Source organism: Micromonospora sp. NBS 11-29, assembly GCF_002140155.1.
GTDB lineage: Bacteria > Actinomycetota > Actinomycetes > Mycobacteriales > Micromonosporaceae > Micromonospora.
This window is the reverse complement of record NZ_NAPR01000006.1, coordinates 85,977-105,211: the sequence shown is the minus strand read 5'-3', so window position 1 is coordinate 105,211 and position 19,235 is coordinate 85,977. Positions and strand designations below refer to the sequence as shown.

Annotated in this window: 12 protein-coding genes and 5 pseudogenes; 9 read left to right on the top strand and 8 right to left on the bottom strand. The window is 72.9% G+C overall.

Going from position 1 to position 19,235, the window contains the following annotated elements; all coding sequences use genetic code 11:
* Window positions 1-205: 205 nt before the first annotated feature.
* Window positions 206-556, bottom strand: coding sequence for a GTPase (locus B1205_RS08140; RefSeq protein ID WP_254909796.1), 351 nt, complete (start codon window positions 554-556; stop codon window positions 206-208).
* Window positions 557-804: 248 nt separating this feature from the next.
* On the opposite strand from B1205_RS08140, the gene B1205_RS08135 reads away from it, so the two are divergent.
* A complete protein-coding gene (locus B1205_RS08135; RefSeq protein ID WP_254909823.1) occupies window positions 805-2,898 on the top strand; it encodes a bifunctional polysaccharide deacetylase/glycosyltransferase family 2 protein in 2,094 nt (697 codons plus the stop codon).
* Between the two features lie 6 nt (window positions 2,899-2,904).
* Here the strand turns inward: B1205_RS08135 and B1205_RS08130 are convergent, their stop codons facing one another.
* The 6 genes and pseudogenes from B1205_RS08130 to B1205_RS08105 form a co-directional block, all read right to left on the bottom strand.
* Window positions 2,905-3,606: a DUF998 domain-containing protein gene (locus B1205_RS08130; RefSeq protein WP_176308490.1), complete on the bottom strand. Its 702-nt coding sequence runs from the start codon at window positions 3,604-3,606 to the stop codon at window positions 2,905-2,907.
* 47 nt (window positions 3,607-3,653) lie between these two features.
* Window positions 3,654-3,851 carry a DUF6104 family protein gene (locus B1205_RS08125; RefSeq protein ID WP_089155374.1) on the bottom strand — a complete coding sequence of 66 codons (198 nt, stop codon included), beginning with the start codon at window positions 3,849-3,851 and terminating at the stop codon, window positions 3,654-3,656.
* Between the two features lie 3 nt (window positions 3,852-3,854).
* Window positions 3,855-7,543: pseudogene (locus tag B1205_RS08120) on the bottom strand (multifunctional oxoglutarate decarboxylase/oxoglutarate dehydrogenase thiamine pyrophosphate-binding subunit/dihydrolipoyllysine-residue succinyltransferase subunit).
* Window positions 7,544-7,726: 183 nt separating this feature from the next.
* Window positions 7,727-8,554 carry an ABC transporter permease gene (locus B1205_RS08115; protein ID WP_089155051.1) on the bottom strand — a complete coding sequence of 276 codons (828 nt, stop codon included), beginning with the start codon at window positions 8,552-8,554 and terminating at the stop codon, window positions 7,727-7,729.
* Window positions 8,551-9,489, bottom strand: coding sequence for an ABC transporter ATP-binding protein (locus B1205_RS08110; RefSeq protein ID WP_089155373.1), 939 nt, complete (start codon window positions 9,487-9,489; stop codon window positions 8,551-8,553). The genes B1205_RS08115 and B1205_RS08110 overlap by 4 nt, the downstream gene beginning before the upstream one ends.
* A gap of 140 nt (window positions 9,490-9,629) precedes the next feature.
* Window positions 9,630-10,286, bottom strand: coding sequence for a hypothetical protein (locus B1205_RS08105; protein ID WP_089155050.1), 657 nt, complete (start codon window positions 10,284-10,286; stop codon window positions 9,630-9,632).
* 158 nt (window positions 10,287-10,444) lie between these two features.
* Here B1205_RS08105 and B1205_RS08100 point away from each other — a divergent pair.
* The 8 genes and pseudogenes from B1205_RS08100 (at window position 10,445) to B1205_RS08065 (ending at window position 18,775) form a co-directional block, all read left to right on the top strand.
* Window positions 10,445-11,169: pseudogene (locus tag B1205_RS08100) on the top strand (GNAT family N-acetyltransferase).
* Window positions 11,166-12,079: pseudogene (locus B1205_RS08095) on the top strand (lysophospholipid acyltransferase family protein). Before B1205_RS08100 ends, B1205_RS08095 begins: the two co-directional pseudogenes overlap by 4 nt.
* A gap of 149 nt (window positions 12,080-12,228) precedes the next feature.
* Window positions 12,229-13,068, top strand: a complete 840-nt coding sequence (locus tag B1205_RS08090) for a DUF4097 family beta strand repeat-containing protein (RefSeq protein ID WP_089155049.1) — start codon at window positions 12,229-12,231, stop codon at window positions 13,066-13,068.
* Window positions 13,065-13,685, top strand: a complete 621-nt coding sequence (locus tag B1205_RS08085; RefSeq protein WP_089155048.1) for a PadR family transcriptional regulator — start codon at window positions 13,065-13,067, stop codon at window positions 13,683-13,685. The genes B1205_RS08090 and B1205_RS08085 overlap by 4 nt, the downstream gene beginning before the upstream one ends.
* A 64-nt stretch (window positions 13,686-13,749) precedes the next feature.
* A complete protein-coding gene (locus tag B1205_RS08080; protein ID WP_088646020.1) occupies window positions 13,750-14,451 on the top strand; it encodes a response regulator transcription factor in 702 nt (233 codons plus the stop codon).
* On the top strand, window positions 14,448-15,992 hold the full coding sequence (locus B1205_RS08075) for a HAMP domain-containing sensor histidine kinase (RefSeq protein ID WP_089155047.1): 1,545 nt from the start codon (window positions 14,448-14,450) through the stop codon (window positions 15,990-15,992). The genes B1205_RS08080 and B1205_RS08075 overlap by 4 nt, the downstream gene beginning before the upstream one ends.
* A 63-nt stretch (window positions 15,993-16,055) precedes the next feature.
* Complete coding sequence (locus B1205_RS08070; protein ID WP_089155046.1) at window positions 16,056-17,573, top strand: S1C family serine protease; 1,518 nt, start codon at window positions 16,056-16,058, stop codon at window positions 17,571-17,573.
* A gap of 195 nt (window positions 17,574-17,768) precedes the next feature.
* Window positions 17,769-18,775 (top strand): annotated as a pseudogene (locus B1205_RS08065) (glycosyltransferase).
* 4 nt (window positions 18,776-18,779) lie between these two features.
* Here B1205_RS08065 and B1205_RS31070 read toward each other — a convergent pair.
* Window positions 18,780-19,235: pseudogene (locus tag B1205_RS31070) on the bottom strand (serine/threonine-protein kinase); the annotation flags it as partial.

Below are 19,235 nucleotides of genomic sequence, written 5' to 3'. Positions count from 1 at the left end.
GTCGACGGTAGTCTATTGTGGCTGGTCAGGGGCACCCCCGGTGAAATAGATGGGAGTTTTTCGCATCTATAGTCATCCGGGTGGAAGGCCCGACCGAATTGATCCCCGTAGCCCCGGAACCGCCCCCCGTGTTCGTCGACTCGACCGGGCGGCGGCGTCGGCGGCTGCGCCGCGCCGCGTACGGTGCCGGCGCCGCCGGGGTGTTCTACACGGTGCTGGTCGGGATCAGCTTCGCCGGCGGACCGATCACCCCGGACGCGGTCATCCCGTTCGTCGAGGCGACCGCCGAGCAGCGGAAGCCGTCCCCGGCCCCGTCGACGCCCCAGGCGGCCACGGCCACGCCGACCGCGACGGCCGCGCCGACGGCCGCCCGTTCCGTCCCGTCGCGGGCGCCGGCCACCTCGACGACCTCGGCCACCCCGGGCGGCGCGGACCGGACCACCACCGTGTCGCCCCGGCCGACCCGGACCGCCCCGGCCACGCCCCGGCCCACCACGCCGCCGGCCACCACCGCCCCGACCACGACGGCGCCGACCACCACCGCGCCGACCACCACCGCTCCACCGCCCGTGGTCGAGCCGCCCGCCGAACCCGTCGACCCCGCCGAGCCGGCCGGGACCACGGGTGAGTGACGAGCCCACCACCCCGCTGGACCCCCGCCGCGTCGCCACCGCCCGCCGCCGGCGGATCGGCCGCCGGTCGACCGGCGGCCCCACGGTGGTGCTGGACGCCGGGCAGGTGGCCGCCGGCCGCCGGGCCCGCAACCGACGCATCGTGCCCAGCCCGAGCTGGGCCGTGCTCGCGATGGTCCTCGTCATCCTGGGTGGCCTGCTCTTCGTGGAGGCGTACGCCAACGCCGCGTTCGTGCCCGGCGAACGCACGGCGCCGGGCAGCCAGCGCGAGGTGCCCAGCTCGATCGTCGAGGGCGGCCCGATCGTCAACGTCGACGCCGAGGGCCGGACCCAGTCGCACCGGCTGCCACCGAACACCGTGGCGCTCACGTTCGACGACGGCCCGGATGCGCAGTGGACGCCCGAGGTGCTGCGGGTGCTGGACAAGTACCAGGTCAAGGCCACCTTCTTCGTCATCGGCACGCAGGTCGTGCGGAACCCGGCGTTGGCCCGGCGGATGGTGACCGAGGGGCACGAGCTGGGCGTGCACACGTTCACCCACCCCGACCTCGCCGGCCTGCCCGGCTGGCGGCGCGAGCTGGAGTACGCGCAGACGCAGCTCGCCATCGCCAGCGCCACCGGGGTCCGGACGTCACTGCTGCGCTTCCCGTACTCGTCGAGCGCGGACGCCTACACCGACCGGGACTGGCCGATGCTGCGCCAGGCCGGCGAGCTGGGCTACCTCACCGTGGTCAACGACGTGGACAGCCGGGACTGGGAGAAACCGGCCGTCGAGGCGATGCTCGCCAACGCCACCCCGGCCGGGAACGCCGGCACCGTCGCGTTGTGGCACGACGCGGGCGGCGACCGGTCCGGCACGGTCGCCGCGCTGGACCGCTACATCCCGATGATGCAGCAGCGCGGCTACCGCTTCACCACGGTCAGCGAGGGCCTCGACCGGACGCTGGCGCAGGCGGGCGTGACCGGGCGGGCGGCCGGCCAGGTGGCCGCCCCGCTCGCCGACCGCTGGCGTGGTCAGGTGCTGGTCGGGGCGGTACGCGCCGCCGACGGCATGTTCTGGGTCTTCGGCTTCTTCTTCGTCCTCGTCGGGGTGCTCACCGTCGGGCGGACCCTGCTGCTCCTCGTGCTCGCCCTGCGGCACGCCCGACGTCGTCGCCGCCCGGACTGGTCCTGGGGCCCACCGGTCACCGACCCGGTCTCGGTGATCGTGCCCGCGTACAACGAGAAGGAGGGCATCGCCGCGGCCGTCCGCTCCCTGGCCGGCGGTGACCACCCCGGCGGCATCGAGGTGGTGCTCGTCGACGACGGGTCCACCGACGGCACCGCGGACATCGTGGCGGCGCTCGGCCTGCCGAACGTCCGGGTGGTGCGCAAGCCCAACGGCGGCAAGCCGAGCGCGTTGAACACCGGCGTGGCGCTGGCCCGGCACGACCTGATCGTCATGGTCGACGGGGACACGGTCTTCGAACCCGACGCGGTCCGCCGACTGGTCCAGCCGTTCGCCGACCCCCGGGTGGGCGTCGTCGCCGGCAACGTCAAGGTCGGCAACCGGCGCAGCCTGATCGCGAAGTGGCAGCACATCGAGTACGTCATCGGCTTCAACCTGGACCGCCGCCTCTACGAGACGCTGCACTGCATGCCGACGGTCCCCGGCGCGATCGGCGGGTTCCGCCGGGAGGCGCTGGAACAGGTGGGCGGGATGACCGACGAGACGCTCGCCGAGGACACCGACATCACCATGGCGCTGGGCCGGGCCGGCTGGCACATCGTGTACGAGGAGAGCGCCCGCGCCTGGACCGAGGCGCCCGCCACGCTCGGCCAGCTCTGGAAGCAGCGGTACCGCTGGAGCTACGGCACCATGCAGGCGATGTGGAAGCACCGGCGTGCCGTCCTCGGCCGGGGTTCGTCGGGCCGGTTCACCCGCCGCTGCCTGTCCTTCCTGACCCTGTTCGGCGTGCTGCTGCCGCTGGCCGCCCCGGTGATCGACCTGCTCGCCCTGTACGGGCTGGTCTTCCTCGACCGGACGGAGACCGCGGTCGCCTGGCTGGCGATGCTGGCGGTGCAGTTCCTCACCGCGGTGCTGGCCTTCCGGCTCGACCGGGAGAAGCTCGGCGTGCTGTGGGTGCTGCCGCTCCAGCAGTTCGTCTACCGGCAGTTGATGTACCTGGTGCTGCTCCAGTCGGTGGTCACCGCGCTGACCGGGGGCCGGCTCGGTTGGCAGAAGCTGCGGCGTACCGGTCTCGACGTGACCACGCAGCGCGCCTGAGGGTCGTCACGCGGGCGCGGTGGACCGGGCGTCCGGCCCGGTGACGTCGAGCCGGTCGGCCGGCTCGGCGGCGCGCAGGAGCGCGTCGCTCTTCGCCACCCAGGCCGCGCCGAAGACGAACACGGCGACCGTCTCGCACCACAGCACCGGCTTGAGCGTGTGCCGGACGTCCGGGGGGAGCCGCGTGCTGGCCAGCGCGAGCACGACGGCCAGCAGGATGAGCCCGCCGCAGCTCCGGTAGAAGGCCAGCGCACCGCGTCGTGGCGGCACCCCGGCGCGGTCCGGACGGGTGAACAGGACCAGGCAGAAGACCGCGAGCAGGACGAAGAGGCCGGCGGCCGCGACCTGGTGCACCACTCCGGCCGTCCGGTCGCTTCCGCTGACGGTGGCCACCGGCGCGGCCGTGGTGGTGGGGAACAGCGCCACCGCCACCGCCAGCACCCCGGCGACCGTGCCCAGCAGGTCGTCCGGCCAGCGGTACCGGTAGCTGATCAGGAAGACCCCGACCGCGCACATCGCGCCCACGAAGACGTCGCGCATCTCCGAGTGGTAGTAGCCGCTGAGCGAGTCGAGCAGGGTGAGCCGACGGGTGGCGACGATGTGACCGACCACCAGCACGACCGGCAGGGCGAGGCCGACCGATCCGATACCGAGGCGCAGGTGGCGTACGGTCACCGCGTCCTGCGGGGGCTTGCCGTGGGTGTCCATACCTCAACAGTGGACGTCACGCAGCGCTGTCAGTCAAATGCGAACAGTCACTCGTCATCGTCGTCGTCGAGGCGGGCCAGCCAGGTGGCGAACCGCTCGACCGGCGTCTCGAACTCCGGGTTCAGGTCGATGAAGTCGCGCAGGCGCTCGCCCAGCCACTCCAGGCTGACCTGCTCGTCGCCCCGCCGCTCGACCAGCTCCTCGNGGCCCGCCCCCGGGTGTCGGGACGGGCCGCTGCCGGTGATGTGTCACGGGCGGGGGAGTGCCGCCTCGATCAGCGCGTTCTGCTCGACCTCGTGCATCTTCGCCGAGCCGACCGCCGGGGCGGCGGCCGACGGGCGGGAGATGCGGCGCAGCCGCACCTCCGGCAGGTGCTCCAGCAGGTTGAGCGCGACGAACGACCAGGCGCCCTGGTTGGCCGGCTCCTCCTGGACCCAGGCGAAGTCCTCGGCGTTCGGGTACTGCGCCAGCGCGGCCCGGACCTCCTCGACGGGCAGCGGGTAGAGCTGCTCCATCCGGATGATCGCGGTGTCGGTGACGCCCCGGTCCTGCCGGGCCTGGAACAGGTCGTAGTAGATCTTGCCCGAGCAGAGCAGCACGCGCTTGACCTGCTCCGGCGCCGGGGCGGCGGGGTCGGCCAGGACCGGTTGGAAGGTGCCCGTGGTGAAGTCCTCCACCGGCGACACGCAGAGCTTGTGCCGCAGCAGCGACTTCGGCGTGAACACCACCAGCGGCTTGCGCTTGGGCGACAGCGCCTGACGACGCAGCAGGTGGAAGTAGTTCGCCGGAGTGGTCGGGATCGCCACCCGCATGTTGTCCTCGGCGCAGAGCTGGAGGAACCGCTCCGGGCGGCCGGAGGTGTGGTCCGGCCCCTGGCCCTCGTGGCCGTGCGGCAGCAGCAGGGTGACCGCGGAGCGCTGGCCCCACTTCACCTCGCCGGAGGAGATGAACTCGTCGATCACCGACTGGGCGCCGTTGACGAAGTCGCCGAACTGGGCCTCCCAGGCCACCAGCGCGTTGACGTTCTCCACCGAGTAGCCGTACTCGAAGCCCATCGCCGCGTACTCGGAGAGCAGCGAGTCGTGGACGAAGAAGCGGGACCGCTCGCCGTCGGCGGTCAGCGACTTCAACGGCAGGTAGTCGTCGCCGGTCCGGGCGTCGACGATCGAGGCGTGCCGCTGCACGAAGGTGCCGCGGCGCGAGTCCTGCCCGGCGAGCCGGACGGTCACCCCGTCGTGCAGCAGCGCGCCGAACGCGATGATCTCGCCGAAGCCCCAGTCGATGCCGCCCTCGACGGACATCTTCCGGCGCCGCTCCAGGAGCTGCTGGATCCGCTTGTGCGGGGTGAAGCCCTCCGGCAGGTTGACGTGCGCCTCGCCGATCGCCTTGACCACGGCGGCGTCGGTGGCGGTTTCGACCTGCGGCTCCGGCTCGTCCTCGCGCTTCGGGCGGCTGAGCTGACGCGGCGTGGTGGCGGCGTCGCGGGTGGCCTTGAAGACCCGCTCCAACTGCCCCTGGTAGTCGCGCAGCAGCTCCTCGGCGTCCTCCACGGTGATGTCGCCGCGCCCGATCAGCTCCTCGGTGTAGAGCTTCCGGACCGACCGCTTCGAGTCGATGATCTTGTACATCTCCGGGTTGGACATCGACGGGTCGTCGCCCTCGTTGTGCCCGCGCCGGCGGTAGCAGACCAGGTCGATCACGACGTCCTTGTTGAACGCCTGCCGGTACTCGAAGGCGAGCCGGGCCACCCGGACCACCGCCTCCGGGTCGTCGCCGTTGACGTGGAAGATCGGCGCCTGGATCATCCGGGCCACGTCGGTGCTGTAGAGGCTGGACCGGCTGTACTCCGGGGCGGTGGTGAAGCCGACCTGGTTGTTGACCACCACATGCACGGTGCCGCCGGTGCGGTAGCCCCGTANCCGTGCACCGCCAACGGCAGCACGGTGTAGCCCTCCAGCTTCAGGTCGATTCGGTCCTGCTTGGCCCGGACGATGCCCTCCAGCACCGGGTCCACGGCCTCCAGGTGCGACGGGTTCGCCACCACCGACACCTTGACCGCGTGCTCGCCGTCCGGCGTGGTGAACTTGCCGTTCTGACCGAGGTGGTACTTCACGTCGCCGGAGCCCTGCGTGGAGCGCGGGTCGAGGTGCCCCTCGAACTCGGAGAAGATCTTCTCGTACGGCTTGCCGACGATGTTGGCCAGCACGTTGAGCCGGCCGCGGTGGGCCATGCCGATGACGACCTCGTCCAGCCCGGCCTCGGCGGAGGACTCCAGCACCTCGCCGAGCAGCGGGATCAGCGACTCGCCACCCTCAAGCGAGAAGCGCTTCTGGCCGACGTACTTCGTCTGGAGGAACGTCTCGAACGCCTCGGCGGCGTTGAGCCGGTTGAGCACGTGCTTCTGCTCGTCGGAGCTGGGCTTCTCGTACTTGCGCTCGACCCGCTCCTGGATCCAGCGCCGCTCCTCCGGGTCCTGGATGTGCATGTACTCGATGCCGACCCGGCGGCAGTAGGAGTCGCGCAGCACGCCGAGGATCGAGCGCAGCTTCATCCGCTGCTTGCCGGCGAAGCCGTTGACCGGGAAGACGCGGTCCAGGTCCCACAGCGTCAGCCCGTGCTGGAGCACGTCCAGGTCGGGGTGCTTGCGGATCTCGAACTCGAGCGGGTCGGTGTCGGCCATCAGGTGCCCGCGCACCCGGTACGCGTGGATCAGCTCGTGCACCCGCGCGGTCTTGTTGATCTGGCCCTCGCTGTCGACGGCCACGTCGCGCATCCAGCGCACCGGCTCGTACGGGATGCGCAGCGAGGTGAAGATCTCGTCGTAGAAGCCGCGCTCGCCGAGCAGCAGCTCGTGCATCACCTTGAGGAACTCGCCGGACTGCGCGCCCTGGATGATCCGGTGGTCGTACGTGCTGGTCAGCGTGATCACCTTGCTGACCGCCAGGTCGGCCAGGGTGGCCTCGGACATGCCCTGGTAGGGGGCCGGGTATTCCATCGCGCCGACGCCGATGATGGCGCTCTGGCCCTGCATCAGGCGCGGGATCGAGTGCACCGTGCCGATGCCGCCGGGGTTGGTCAGCGAGATCGTGGTGCCGGCGTAGTCCTCCATGGTCAGCTCGTTGCGGCGGGCGCGCCGGACCACGTCCTCGTACGCCTGCCAGAACTGCCGGAAGTCCATCTGCTCGCAGCCCTTGATGGACGGCACCACCAGGTTGCGGGAGCCGTCCGGCTTGGCCAGGTCGATGGCGATGCCCAGGTTGACGTGCTCCGGGCGGACCATCGCCGGCTTGCCGTCGACCTCCGCGAAGGAGTTGTTCATCTCCGGGTGCTCGACCAGCGCCCGGACCATCGCGTACCCGATCAGGTGGGTGAAGCTGACCTTGCCACCTCGACCACGGGCCAGGTGGTTGTTGATCACGATGCGGTTGTCGACGACCAGCTTCGCCGGGACCGCGCGCACGCTGGTGGCGGTCGGGACGGCGAGCGACGCGTCCATGTTCTGGACGATCTTGGCGGCCACGCCGCGCAGCGGCGTGGTGCCGGCGGCGCTCGCGGTTGGCGCCTTCGCGGCGGCGGGCTTGGCCGGGGCGGCCTTCTTCGCCGGCTCCGGCGTCTTCGCCGCCGGCTTGGCGGTGGGCTTGGCGGCCGGTGCCGGTGCCGGTGCGGCCTTGGCCGCCGGCTTCTCGGCGACCGTGGCCACGGCCTCCTGCTGCTCGGCGGGTTCCGGCGTGGCGGCCGGCTTGGCCGGCTTGCCCTGGCCGTCGGGGCGCGGTGTGGCGGCGCCGGGCGCCGGCCGGTAGTCGGCGAAGAAGTCGTGCCAGGCCGAGTCGACGCTCGATGGGTCGGCGAGGTAGCGCTGGTACATCTCCTCGACGATCCATTCGTTCGGGCCGAAACCCGCCAGTGGGTTCTCCTGCGATGTCTGCTGGGTCGACACGGCCGCTAATCGCCTCTTTCACGCGGTTGTGAATGTCACGCGGTGGCTCCCGTGCCCGGTTCGCCGGCGCGCGGTAGACGGATCCAAGGCTACGCCGTGCGATGGCCGCAGGCATTTCCGCCTCCGGCTGGTGGCCCGTTTCACAGAAGACGCCAGAAGNGGGGGGCCCGAAGCCGCCGAACGTCAGGAGATGTCGCGCCGCCGGATGGTCAGCACGCCGATCACGCCGGTCACCGCCGCGTACGCGATCAGCACGAGGGCGCCGGCCCACTGCGGCGGGTTGCCCGGGATGTCCGTGTCGCCGCCCACCATCAGGCTGGACGCCAGCGACGGCACCAGCAGCTGGAGCTTGTTGATCCAGTCGCCGAACCGCGCCGCCAGCAGGCTGATCGCGATCGCCGCGCCGATGGTGCCGCCCAGGTAGAGCAGGATGCCGGTCACGGTGGCGCCGATCTGGCTGCGGATCAGCACGCCGAGCCCGACGCCGAGCACGGACCAGAGCAGGTAGGCCAGGCCGTTGAGCGCGATCGCGCGCCAGATCGTCCCGCTGCCGAGCTGCGAGCCGACGTCCACCGCGTTCAGGATCAGCGGCGCGAAGATTAGGTTGAGCACCGTGGTGACGATCCAGAACAGCAGCGCCAGCACGCCGGCGGCGGCCAGCTTGGCCAGCATCACCGCGGTGCGGTGAGGCGCGGTGAGGAACGTGGTGGTCACCGTCTGGTGGAAGAACTCGCTGGTCACCACCACGATGCCGAGCAGCATCACGATGAGCAGGCCGAAGAACTGGCCGTTAGTGTAGAGGTTGGCGGCCAGGTTGTCGGCCGCGCCGACCGCCTGGAGCTGCTCGGCCTGGTCGCCGGACACCTCACCCAGGTCGCCGCCGGCCAGGGCGTCGGTCTGCAACCAGTTGAAGAACAGTGTCAGCGCCCACAGCGGCACACTGATCAGCCCGAAGATCCACCAGGTGCTGGTGGTACGGATCTTGAGCAGTTCGGATCGGACCAGCGTCATCGGATCTCCGCCTTTCCGGCCGTCAGCTCCAGGAAGACCCCTTCGAGGTCCGGACGTTCGGTGGTCAGCTCGTGCAGCTCGACCTTCGAGGCCAGCGCGACACGACCCACGGTCGGGGCGTCCACGCCGCCGACCAGCAGCGCGCCGTGCGGGTCGGCCTCGACGGTCGCGGCCTGCTCGCGCAGCACCGCGGCCAGCTCGTCGGCCTGCGGGGTGCGCACCCGCACCCGGGCGCCGTGCGTCATCGAGCCCATCACCTGCTCGACCGGGCCCTGCCGGACCAGCTTGCCGGCCGCGATGATCACCACGTCGTCGGCGAGGAGCTGCATCTCGGAGAGCAGGTGGCTGGAGACCAGCACGGTGCGCCCCTCGGTGGCCAGCCCCTTGAGGAAGCCCCGCATCCAGCGGATGCCCTCCGGATCCAGGCCGTTGGCCGGCTCGTCCAGGATCAGCACCTGCGGATTGCCGAGCATCGCGGCGGCGATGCCGAGCCGCTGCTTCATGCCCAGCGAGTAGCCCTTGAACTTGCGCTTCCCCGCCGGGGAGAGCCCGACCAGGGCCAGCGCCTCGTCCGCCCGCGCCTTCGGCAGCCCGGCCGCCGCGCAGATCACCCGCAGGTGGTTGATGCCGGTGCGGCCCTTGTGCGCGCTGGACGCCTCCAGCACGGCGCCCACGGTGCGCAGCGGGTCGGTCAGGTCGGCGTACCGGTGACCACCGATGGTGGCCGTGCCGGCCGTCGGCGTGACCAGGTTGAGCAGCATGCGCAGCGTGGTCGTCTTGCCGGCCCCGTTCGGGCCGAGGAAGCCGGTGACCCGGCCCGGCGCGACCGTGAACGACAGGTCGTCGACCGCACGCACGTTCTTGTATTGCTTGGTCAGGCCGGACACGATGATCTGGCCGGTCCCGGCACTGGGGCTTGACTGCCCGTCGGACATCATTCTCCTCTCCTGCCCCGGCGCGCTCGACGCACGCCGGTGGGGACGCCGTTGCGGTGGCGCCCCGCACAGCCTTCCAACCTGGTGCAACCGGGTCAATCAGGCGGGATGCGGACGCGCCGTCCCCCTCAGGGGGGACATCATCCGGTGGGCATCGCGATCCACGTCGCGCGGGCCCGGGCAAGGAGCGCGCCGCCCGGCCCGTACAGGCTGGTGCGCACCTCGGCCTTGCGTCCCTCGCCGCCGACCCGGACACCGGTCACCACGCACTCGTCGCCGGGCCGTGGCAGCGCCGTGACCTGCGCGGCGATCCGCCCCAACAGGTACGGACGGCCGGCGGAGAGCACCGCCCACCCGCCCGGGCAGTCCAACGCCGCCCAGACCGTCGCCGGCACCACCTCGTCCGGAGCCCGGAACGGCGCGGCGGTCCGTCCGTCCGGCAGCCGGCCGGGAAAGATCCGCAATCCGTCCGGGCGGTCCGGGCCGCAGACATAGCAGCCGGGGAACGGGTGGTCCACCAGACCGGGGTACGCCCGCGCGGCCGCCTCGGCCGAGGCCCGGTCCACCGGCGGGACGACCGCGTCCAGCGGCTCGACCCGGCGTACCTGGGCGACCAGCCGACCCTCCGGGTCGCGCACCTCGCTGTCGACGGCGACCAGCGGCGTGTCCAGCGGCGGCGGTCGGCGGAGCGTGACCTCCACCGGTCCCCGGTCGTCGATCAGCGCGGCGAAGATCCCCGCGCTCCAGCCGCCGTTGCCGGAGCCGTCCGGTCCGTGGAAGCGGGCCTCGACGAGCACATGCACCTCCTCCGGTCACCAGCGGCGCCGTCGCCGGTGGTCGCCCGGCAGCCTCGCACACCCGCGCCCCGGGCCCGCACGCCGCCGCCGGCCGGCGTTCACCGGATCGACACCCCTCACCCCGCCCGGTGTCCACCCGCGGCCCTTACAACCGACCCATGGCTGTTCTACACGCCGCTGTCGCACCCATCACGACCAGCGGTTACACCCTGCTGATCGCCGACGACCCGACCCTGGTCGCGGCCGCGCAACGCCTGCGTCACGAGGTGTTCGCCAGTGAACTCGGCGCCACCCTGCCGCCCGACGCCGCCGGGCTCGACACCGACGAATTCGACGCGTACTGCGACCACCTGGTGGTGCGGTGCGAGCGCACCGGCGAGGTCGTCGGCACCTACCGGCTGCTGCCGCCCGGCCGCACCGACCGGCGGTACGCCGACGGCGAGTTCGACCTGGGCCCGCTGGCCCCGCTCCGCGACGCGCTGGTCGAGGCGGGCCGCTCCTGCGTGCACCCGGACCACCGCACCGGCGCCGTGATCAACCTGATGTGGGCGGGGATCTGCCGCTACCTGCACCTNCCGCCGCCGCCGAGGTGTGGACCCAGGCCGCCGCCCGGCACCTCGCCCCGCCACCGCTGCGGGTGACCCCGCGCCGACCCTGGTTCGCCGAGCCGACCGCCGCCGTCGACCCCGCCACGCTCACCCCGGCCGAGCGCCGCGCGCTCGTTCCGCCGCTGCTCCGCGGCTACCTGCGGCTGGGCGCCTGGATCGGCGGCGAACCGGCGTACGACCCGGACTTCGGCTGCGCCGACTTCTACGTGCTCCTGTCGATGGATCGGATGAACCCGCGCTACCTCCGGCACTTCCTCGGCGAGGTGACCTCGTGACGCCCTACCCGGGCCGGCCCGGCCACGCTCCCGAGTCGGCCGGCGAGGACCTGTGGCGACCCGTCTCCGGTTGCGGACCGGCGTGCCTGCCGGCCCCGGCCGCCCCGGACGTGCCCGCGTCGCGTCGGGCGGGCCGGCTGCTCGGCGTACTCGGGATGGTTCTGCTCGGNCCCGGCGGGCCGCGCTGCGCGGCTGGGCCCGCGCGACGCTGCGCGCCCTCGGCGTGCGGCTGGTCGTCCGGGGACGGGTGCCGCGCCGCCGCGCGCTGCTGGTCGCCAACCACGTCTCCTGGCTGGACGTCCTCGCGGTGCTGGCGGTGTCACCGGCCCGGATGCTGGCCAAGCGGGAGGTGCGGGGCTGGCCGGTGGTCGGGGCGTTGGCCGCGGCCGCCGGCGCCGTCTTCGTGGACCGGTCCCGGCCGCGCCAACTGCCGGCCACGGTCGCCCGGGTGGCCGACGCGCTGTGCGCCGGGCACCCGGTGGCGGTGTTTCCCGAGGGCACCACCTGGTGCGGCGCGGCGGTCGGCTGCCGCCCCGCGCACGGCTTCCGCCCGGCGATGTTCGAGGCCGCGGTGGCGGCCGGCGCGCCGGTGGTGCCGCTGAGCCTCGGCTATCGGCACGCGGGTGACCCGAGCACGCTGCCCGCCTTCCTCGGCGAGGAGACGCTCTGGGCCTCGGCCCGCCGGGTGCTGGCCGCCCGGGACCTGGCCGTCGCGGTGACCGTGGCCGCCGCGCTGCACCCGGCCGACGGCGCGGACCGGCGGCTGCTGGCCCGCGCCGCCGAGGCGGCGATCCGCCCGGCCCCGCCGCGCAGCGCACGCACCCGTCGTCCCGCGCTGCCCGCTCCCACGACGCTGCCCGCAGCCCTGCCGGTGCCCGCGGTGCGGCCGGGACTCGATCTGGCTGCCTGAACGTCCCGGTCCACACCAACCACTGTGGCCGGTAGCCTGCGGGTGCGTGGTCGGGAACGCGATACAGTCTTGTCCAGTCGCGATGTATCGCGTTAGGCTGACTTCCGTCATTCGGCGTGTCGTGGGGCACGTCGGCGAGGGGAGGAACCATGGCCAGCTGGACGGTCGACAGCCCGCAGCAGATCACCCTGGAGGAGCCGGTCACCCGGCTGGACGTCCGGCTGGTGAGCGGCCGGCTCAACGTGGTCGGCACGGACGGTCCGGCCCGGGTCGACGTCACCCGGGTCGGTCGCGAGCCGCTGGTGGTCGAGCTGCGCGACGGCGGGCTGACCGTGCGGCACGAGAAGGTCACCCGCTGGCCGGGCGTGCTCTGGTGGCTCGGCCAGCTCCGCCGCCGGTACCGCGCGGAGGTCTCGATCGCCGTGCCGGCCCAGGCGCTGGCGGACCTGCACCTGGTGGACGGCGCGCTGGTCGCCTCCGGGCTGCGTCGCGACACCCGGGTCGACGTCACCTCCGGTCAGGTGACCCTGATGGGGTTGCGCGGGCGCACCACCGCCAAGGTCGTCTCCGGCCCGGTGGAGGCGCTCGGCATCGCCGGTGACCTCGACCTGGAGACGGTCTCCGGCGAGCTGATCCTGGCCGACAGCGCGCCCGACCGGGTCCGCGCCCACGCCGTCTCCGGCTCGATCACCTGCGACCTGGACAATCCGCGGGGCAGCGAGATCCGGCTCAGCGCGATCTCCGGCAGCATCACGGTCCGGGTCCGCGAGGACAGCGACCTCAGCGTGCACCTGCACACCACCTCCGGCCGGATCACCAGCGGGTTCCCGCAGGTCAGCGGCGGCCAGCAGGGCTTCGGCGCGGTCAAGGACAGCCACGGGGTGCTCGGCGGGGGCGCGGGTAAGCTCTGGGCGTCCGCGACGTCCGGCAGCATCGCGCTGCTGGCCCGCCCGGCCGCGGACGCCGACGACGTGGAGGACCTGCCGTGACCGCCGTGTTCAGCCACGGGCGGCTCCGGCTCTATCTGCTCAAGCTCCTCGACGACGGGCCGAAGCACGGTTACGAGCTGATCCGCCTGCTGGAGGAGCGCTTCCTGGGGCTCTACGCGCCCAGCGCCGGCACCATCTACCCGCGGCTGCAACGGCTGGAGGTGGAGGGCCTCGTCGCCCACACCGCCGTGGGTGGGCGCAAGGTCTACGAGATCACCGAGGCGGGCCGGGGTGAGCTGCGGCAGCGCGCCGACGAGCTGACCACGCTGGAGGCCGACATCAGCGCCTCCGTCGAGGACCTCGCCGCCCTGGCCGGCGAGATCCAGACCGAGGTACGCGGCTCGGTGCGCGACCTGAAGCGGGAGCTGCGCGAGGCGACCCGGCAGACCCGGCAGGGCCGCTGGACGCCGCCACCGACGACCCGGCCGGTCGACGTCGGGGCGTCGTCCGCGACGGCCGGTCCGCCGCTGCTCGCCGAGTTCGACCAGCGGCTGGCCGCGTTCACCGTCGAGGTCGGCGCGCTGGTGCGGGCCGGGCGGCTCAGCGACAACCAGCTGCGGACCGCGATCCGGCTGCTCGACGGCGCGCTCGACGGGATGCGGCGGTTGCTCCGCTGACCTCACAGGTTGTTTCCAGGTTCCACCCAGCGCGACCGCAGCCGAAGCGCGGATGATGGGTCGCATGGCGGCTACCCAGACCGAGGCCCGACTGCTCGTGGTCGAGGACGATCCCAACATCCTCGAACTGCTCTCCGCGAGCCTGCGCTTCGCCGGCTTCGACGTGGCCACCGCTACCAGTGGCAGCGCGGCGCTGCACGCCGCCAAGGACCACCGGCCCGACCTGGTCGTGCTCGACGTGATGCTGCCCGACCTGGACGGCTTCGAGGTCATCCGGATGCTCCGGGAGGGCGGCACGCGTACGCCGGTGGTGTTCCTGACCGCGCGTGACGCCACCGACGACAAGATCCGGGGGCTGACCCTGGGCGGCGACGACTACGTCACCAAGCCGTTCAGCCTGGAGGAGTTGACCGCCCGGATCCGGGCCGTGCTGCGGCGCACCGCGACCGGCGAGCACGCCCCGTCCCGGCTCACCTTCGCCGACCTGGAGCTGGACGAGGAGACGCACGAGGTGCACCGGGCCGGCCAGCGGGTGCAGCTCTCGCCGACCGAGTTCAAGCTGCTGCGCTACCTGATGCTCAACGCCAACCGGGTGCTGTCCAAGGCGCAGATCCTCGACCACGTCTGGAACTACGACTTCCGCGGTGACGACAACATCGTCGAGTCGTACATCTCCTACCTGCGGCGCAAGGTCGACAACACCCAGCCCCGGCTGATCCACACCCTGCGCGGGGTCGGGTACGTGTTGCGCAAGCCGGCGGCGTGAACGCCGTTCACGACGTGAAGAGCCGGCTGCGGGGGATCCCGTTGCGGCTCAAGCTCGTCACCGCCGTGCTGGCGCTGGTGGCCGGCGCACTGCTCGTGATCAGCGTCTCCACCGCCTACTTCCTGCACGACTACCTCGTGAACCGGATCGACGGCGAGCTGGACGACCAGCTCGACCGGGGTGTGAGCATCAACGCGGCGAACAACAGCAGATTCCCGACCGACTACCTGGTGGCCCAGTGGAGCCGGAACGACCAGTCCGGCTTCTCCGCCGCCGACCAGCGGCTGAGCCCTCAGGACCTGCCGGCCGGGCTGAACAAGCAGGACTGGTACGACAAGCACGCCAACGGTGAGGCGTTCACCGAGGACGGGGCCGACAAGCGGGTCCGCTGGCGACTGATGGTCCGGCAGGACAGCGCCGACTCGTACCGGGTCATCGGGCAGAACCTGACCGACGTCGACCTCTCCGTCCGGCAGTTGCTCTGGATAGACCTACTGGTGGGCGGGGCGGTGCTGATCATCCTGGCGTCGGTCGGCGCGGGCATCGTGCGTACCAGTCTGAAACCGCTGGTGGAGATCGAGCGGACGGCGGCGGCCATCGCCGGCGGCGACCTGACCCGGCGGGTGCCCGACCCCGAGGAGGGGCAGCCGTGCCCGACCTCCGAGCTGGGCCGCCTCTCCCGGGCGTTGAACGCGATGCTGGCGCAGATCGAGGCCGCGTTCACCGCGCGGGCCGCGTCCGAGGCGGCGGCCCGCAGCGCCGAGGTCGGCGCCCGGGACGCGGCCGCCGCCGCGCAGGCGTCGGAGGCGCGGGCCCGCCGGTCCGAGGAACGGATGCGGCAGTTCATCGCGGACGCCTCGCACGAGCTGCGCACGCCGTTGACCACCATCCGGGGGTTCGCCGAGCTGTACCGCCAGGGCGCGGCGCGGGCACCGGAGCAGACCGCCGACCTGCTGCGTCGCATCGAGGACGAGGCATCCCGGATGGGGCTGCTGGTGGAGGACCTGCTGCTGCTGGCGCGGATGGACCGGGAGCGGCCGATCGCGCTGGCCCCGGTCGAGCTGCCGGTGCTCGCCTCGGACGCGGTGGAGGCGGCCCGGGTGGTCGACCCGGACCGGCCGATCGAGCTGGAACTGGAGCCGGGCGCGGGGCCCCTGGTCGTGCTCGGCGACGACGCCCGGCTGCGCCAGGTGATCGGCAACCTGATGACGAACGCGCTCACCCACACCCCACCGGACGCCGCGGTGACGCTGCGGCTGCGGTCGGAGGCCGGGAACCTCGCCGTGGTGGAGGTGGCGGACACCGGCCCGGGCCTGACCCCGGAGCAGTCGGAGCGGGTGTTCGAGCGGTTCTACCGGGTGGACGCCGCCCGGACCCGGCGAGCCGACGGGCCGACCAGCACCGGTCTCGGTCTGGCCATCGTCGCCGCGTTGGTGATGGCGCACCACGGCACGGTCGAGGCGGTCGGTACGCCGGGCGGCGGGGCCACCTTCCGGGTCAAACTGCCGCTGTTGGCGGAGGCGCCCGAGCCGGGCGAGTGACTTACAGAAAACATTCAGGCAGGTTCCAGGCTGGTGACAGTGCGACGGGGAAAGCTGTAGGCCATGACCGACCACGAGACCGATCCGCAGCGGTCGCCGGCCCCCGCCGACGCCGAGCCGTCGCACCACACCGCCGAGCTGCCCCGCGCCGAGAGCGGGACATCGGACTCCACCCCGGCCGCCGCGTCGGTTCCGGCCGACTCCCCGGCCGCCGGAACCACCGCCCACGCCGACCCGCAGCCCAGCCCGTACGCGCCGCCGGCCGACCGCCCGTACGCGCCGCCGGCCGCTCCGACGCCCTATCCGGCGTCCGGGCAGCCGCAGCAGTCGTACCCGGCGTCCGGGCAGCCGCAGCAGTCGTACCCGTGGTACGGGGGACAGCAGCACGGCGGGTGGGCCCAGCAGGGCGGCAGCGGCTACCCGTCGCCGCAGCACACCACGCCCTATCAGACGCCGCACGGGCACCAGGCGTACCCGCCGCAGCACCAGGCCGGGCAGCCGATCCCGCCGTGGGGCCAGCAGCAGCAGCCGGCGCGGCCGAGCCGGGTCGGCAAGTTCATCGGCGCCGGCGCGCTGACGCTGGCTCTGATGTTCGGTTCGGGCGTGGCCGGCGGCGCGCTGGCCCTCGCGCTCGACGGCGGCGGCGTCACCCGCACCTACTCGGCCGCTCCGGTGATCAACAGCGCCGACCTGCCCAAGATCGCAGCTTCCGTCCAGGACAGCATCGTCACGATCATGACGGACAGCGGTGAGGGCTCCGGGGTGATCCTCAGCGCCGACGGATACGTGCTGACCAACAACCACGTGGTCGCCTCCGCCGGCGGTGACTCGGTGCGGGTGGTCTTCGCCGACGGCAAGAGCGCCTCCGCGAAGATCGTCGGGACCGACCCGAAGACCGACCTCGCGGTGGTCCAGGCCAGCGGCGTGAGCGGCCTGAAGGCGGCGAAGTTCGGCGACAGCGACGCCATGCAGGTCGGCGACCAGGTGCTCGCCCTGGGCAGCCCGCTCGGCCTCCAGGGCTCGGTGACCGCCGGCATCCTCAGCGCCCGTGACCGCACCATCTCCGCCGGCGGCGGGCAGCAGCAGGCCCCGCAGCAGGGTGCCAGCTCGATCTCCGGGCTGCTCCAGACCGACGCCCCGATCAACCCGGGCAACTCCGGCGGCGCGCTGGTCAACACGCGGGGCGAGGTGATCGGCATCAACACCGCGATCGCCACCGCCGGGCAGGGCAGCAACGGCAACATCGGCGTCGGCTTCGCCATCCCGAGCAACAAGGCCAAGGACGTGGCCGAGAAGCTCCAGCGCGGCGAGAAGATCAGCCACCCGTCGCTCGGGGTCAGCGTCAACGGCGCCGAGGACGGCGGCGCGCTGGTCGCCGCGGTCACCCCGGGCAGCGCCGCCGAGAAGGCCGGCCTCCAGCGGGGCGACGTCATCACCAAGTTCGGCGACAAGGCGATCAACGACTCGAACGATCTGGTCGGCGCGGTCCAGGCCGGCAAGGTCGGTGACCGGGTCGAGGTGGAATTCAAGCGAAACGGATCGACCGAGAAGGCAACCGTGACGCTCACCGAGACGTCATAGTCCACAGACCNGGGCGACGGAGCCAAGGGGGTTGGCTTCGTTCGCCCGCCGCCCCTCGCCGTCAGGCGGACCGTTTACCACCGGCCGGCCCGGGAACTCCCCGCCGATCGGGTACGCCGGGACCAACGGGAGGCACTCGTGGCCGTGACCGAGCCGCCGTCGGACCGCGTACGGGCCGGACCGCTCCGGATCGCGATGGTGGTGCCGCCGTGGCTGTCGGTGCCCCCGCCCGGGTACGGCGGACTGGAGACGCTGGTGGCCGGACTGGTCGACGCGTTGGTCGACCGCGGCCACGCGGTGACGCTGTTCGGGGCCGGCGCCGGGCACGGCACCGCCGCCGAGTTCGTCTCCACCTGTCCCGAGGTGCAGTACGACCGGCTGGGCGAGTCGCTGCCCGAGCTGGCCCACCTGGCCCGCGTCGACCGGCTGGTCGATCCGGCGGACTTCGACCTGGTGCACGACCACAGCACGATCGGCCCGATGGTGGCCGGTCGGCGGCGGGTGCCGACCGTGGCCACCGTGCACGGCAACCCGGTCGGTGAGTACGGCACCGCGCTCGGCATCACCGACCGGGGGGTCGGCCTGATCGCCATCTCGCACGCCCAGCGCCGGGTGAACCCGAGCCTGCCCTGGGTCGGCACGGTGCACAACGCGATGCCGCTGGGTGAGTTGCCGCACAAGCGCGTCCCGGGGGCCGGGCCGGTGCTCTGGCTGGCCCGGTTCAGCCCGGACAAGGGACCCGACGTGGCGATCCGGGCCTGTCGGGCGGCCGGCCTGCCGCTGACCCTGGCCGGCAAGTGCCACGAGCCGGGCGAACGCCGCTACCTCGAAGAGGTGGTCGAGCCGCTGCTGGGCTCCGACGTCACCCTGGTGGTCAACGCCGACCGNGGGCGGAGCCGTTCGGCATGGTGATGGTGGAGGCCATGGCGACCGGTACGCCGGTGGTCGCGCTGCGCCGGGGCGCGGTGCCGGAACTGGTCCGCCCCGGCGTCACCGGGCTGGTCTGCGACCGCGCCGACGAGTTGCCGGCGGCGCTGCGCGCGGCGGTCGACCTCAACCCGGCCGACTGCGTCGCGCACGTCGCGCGGAACTTCTCGGTGGAGCGGATGGTCGCCGGCCACGAGGCGGTGTACCGGGGGTTCCTGGCCGGGCGGGCGGGGGCGAGGAGCCCACAGGCGGTCATGCCGGTCGTCGCCGGTTGACGCCTCAGGCGCGCACGGCCAGCAGTGCCGCCGCGGCGGCGTCGAGCGCTCGCGCGTACCCGGGGCTGATGCTGCCCTCGCGCCGACGCTCGGCGATCTTGCCACGGAGCCGGTCCACGGCGGCGGTCACCGCGCCCTCGTCGCTCGCGGCGACCGCGTTGCGCAGCAGGTTGCGCAGGTCCACGGCGACGTCGCTGCGGATCTGGCCGTCGGTCAGCCCGGCCTCGATCAGCCCGTCGACCCGTTCGGCCGCGTCGACCGGCTCGCTGGCCGGCGGGGTCGGGCCGGCGGTGCGGGACGGCCGGGTGGGCTCGGGCGACGGCGTGGTGCTCGGCTCCACCGGCCCGTCCGGCGTGGTGGTGGGCGGCTCCACCGGCCCGGCGGTCGGCAGCACCCGGGTGTCGTCCGGCCGGTCCGACGTCAGCGCCGGCACCAGCAGCGCGGCGGCGGCGACCAGCAC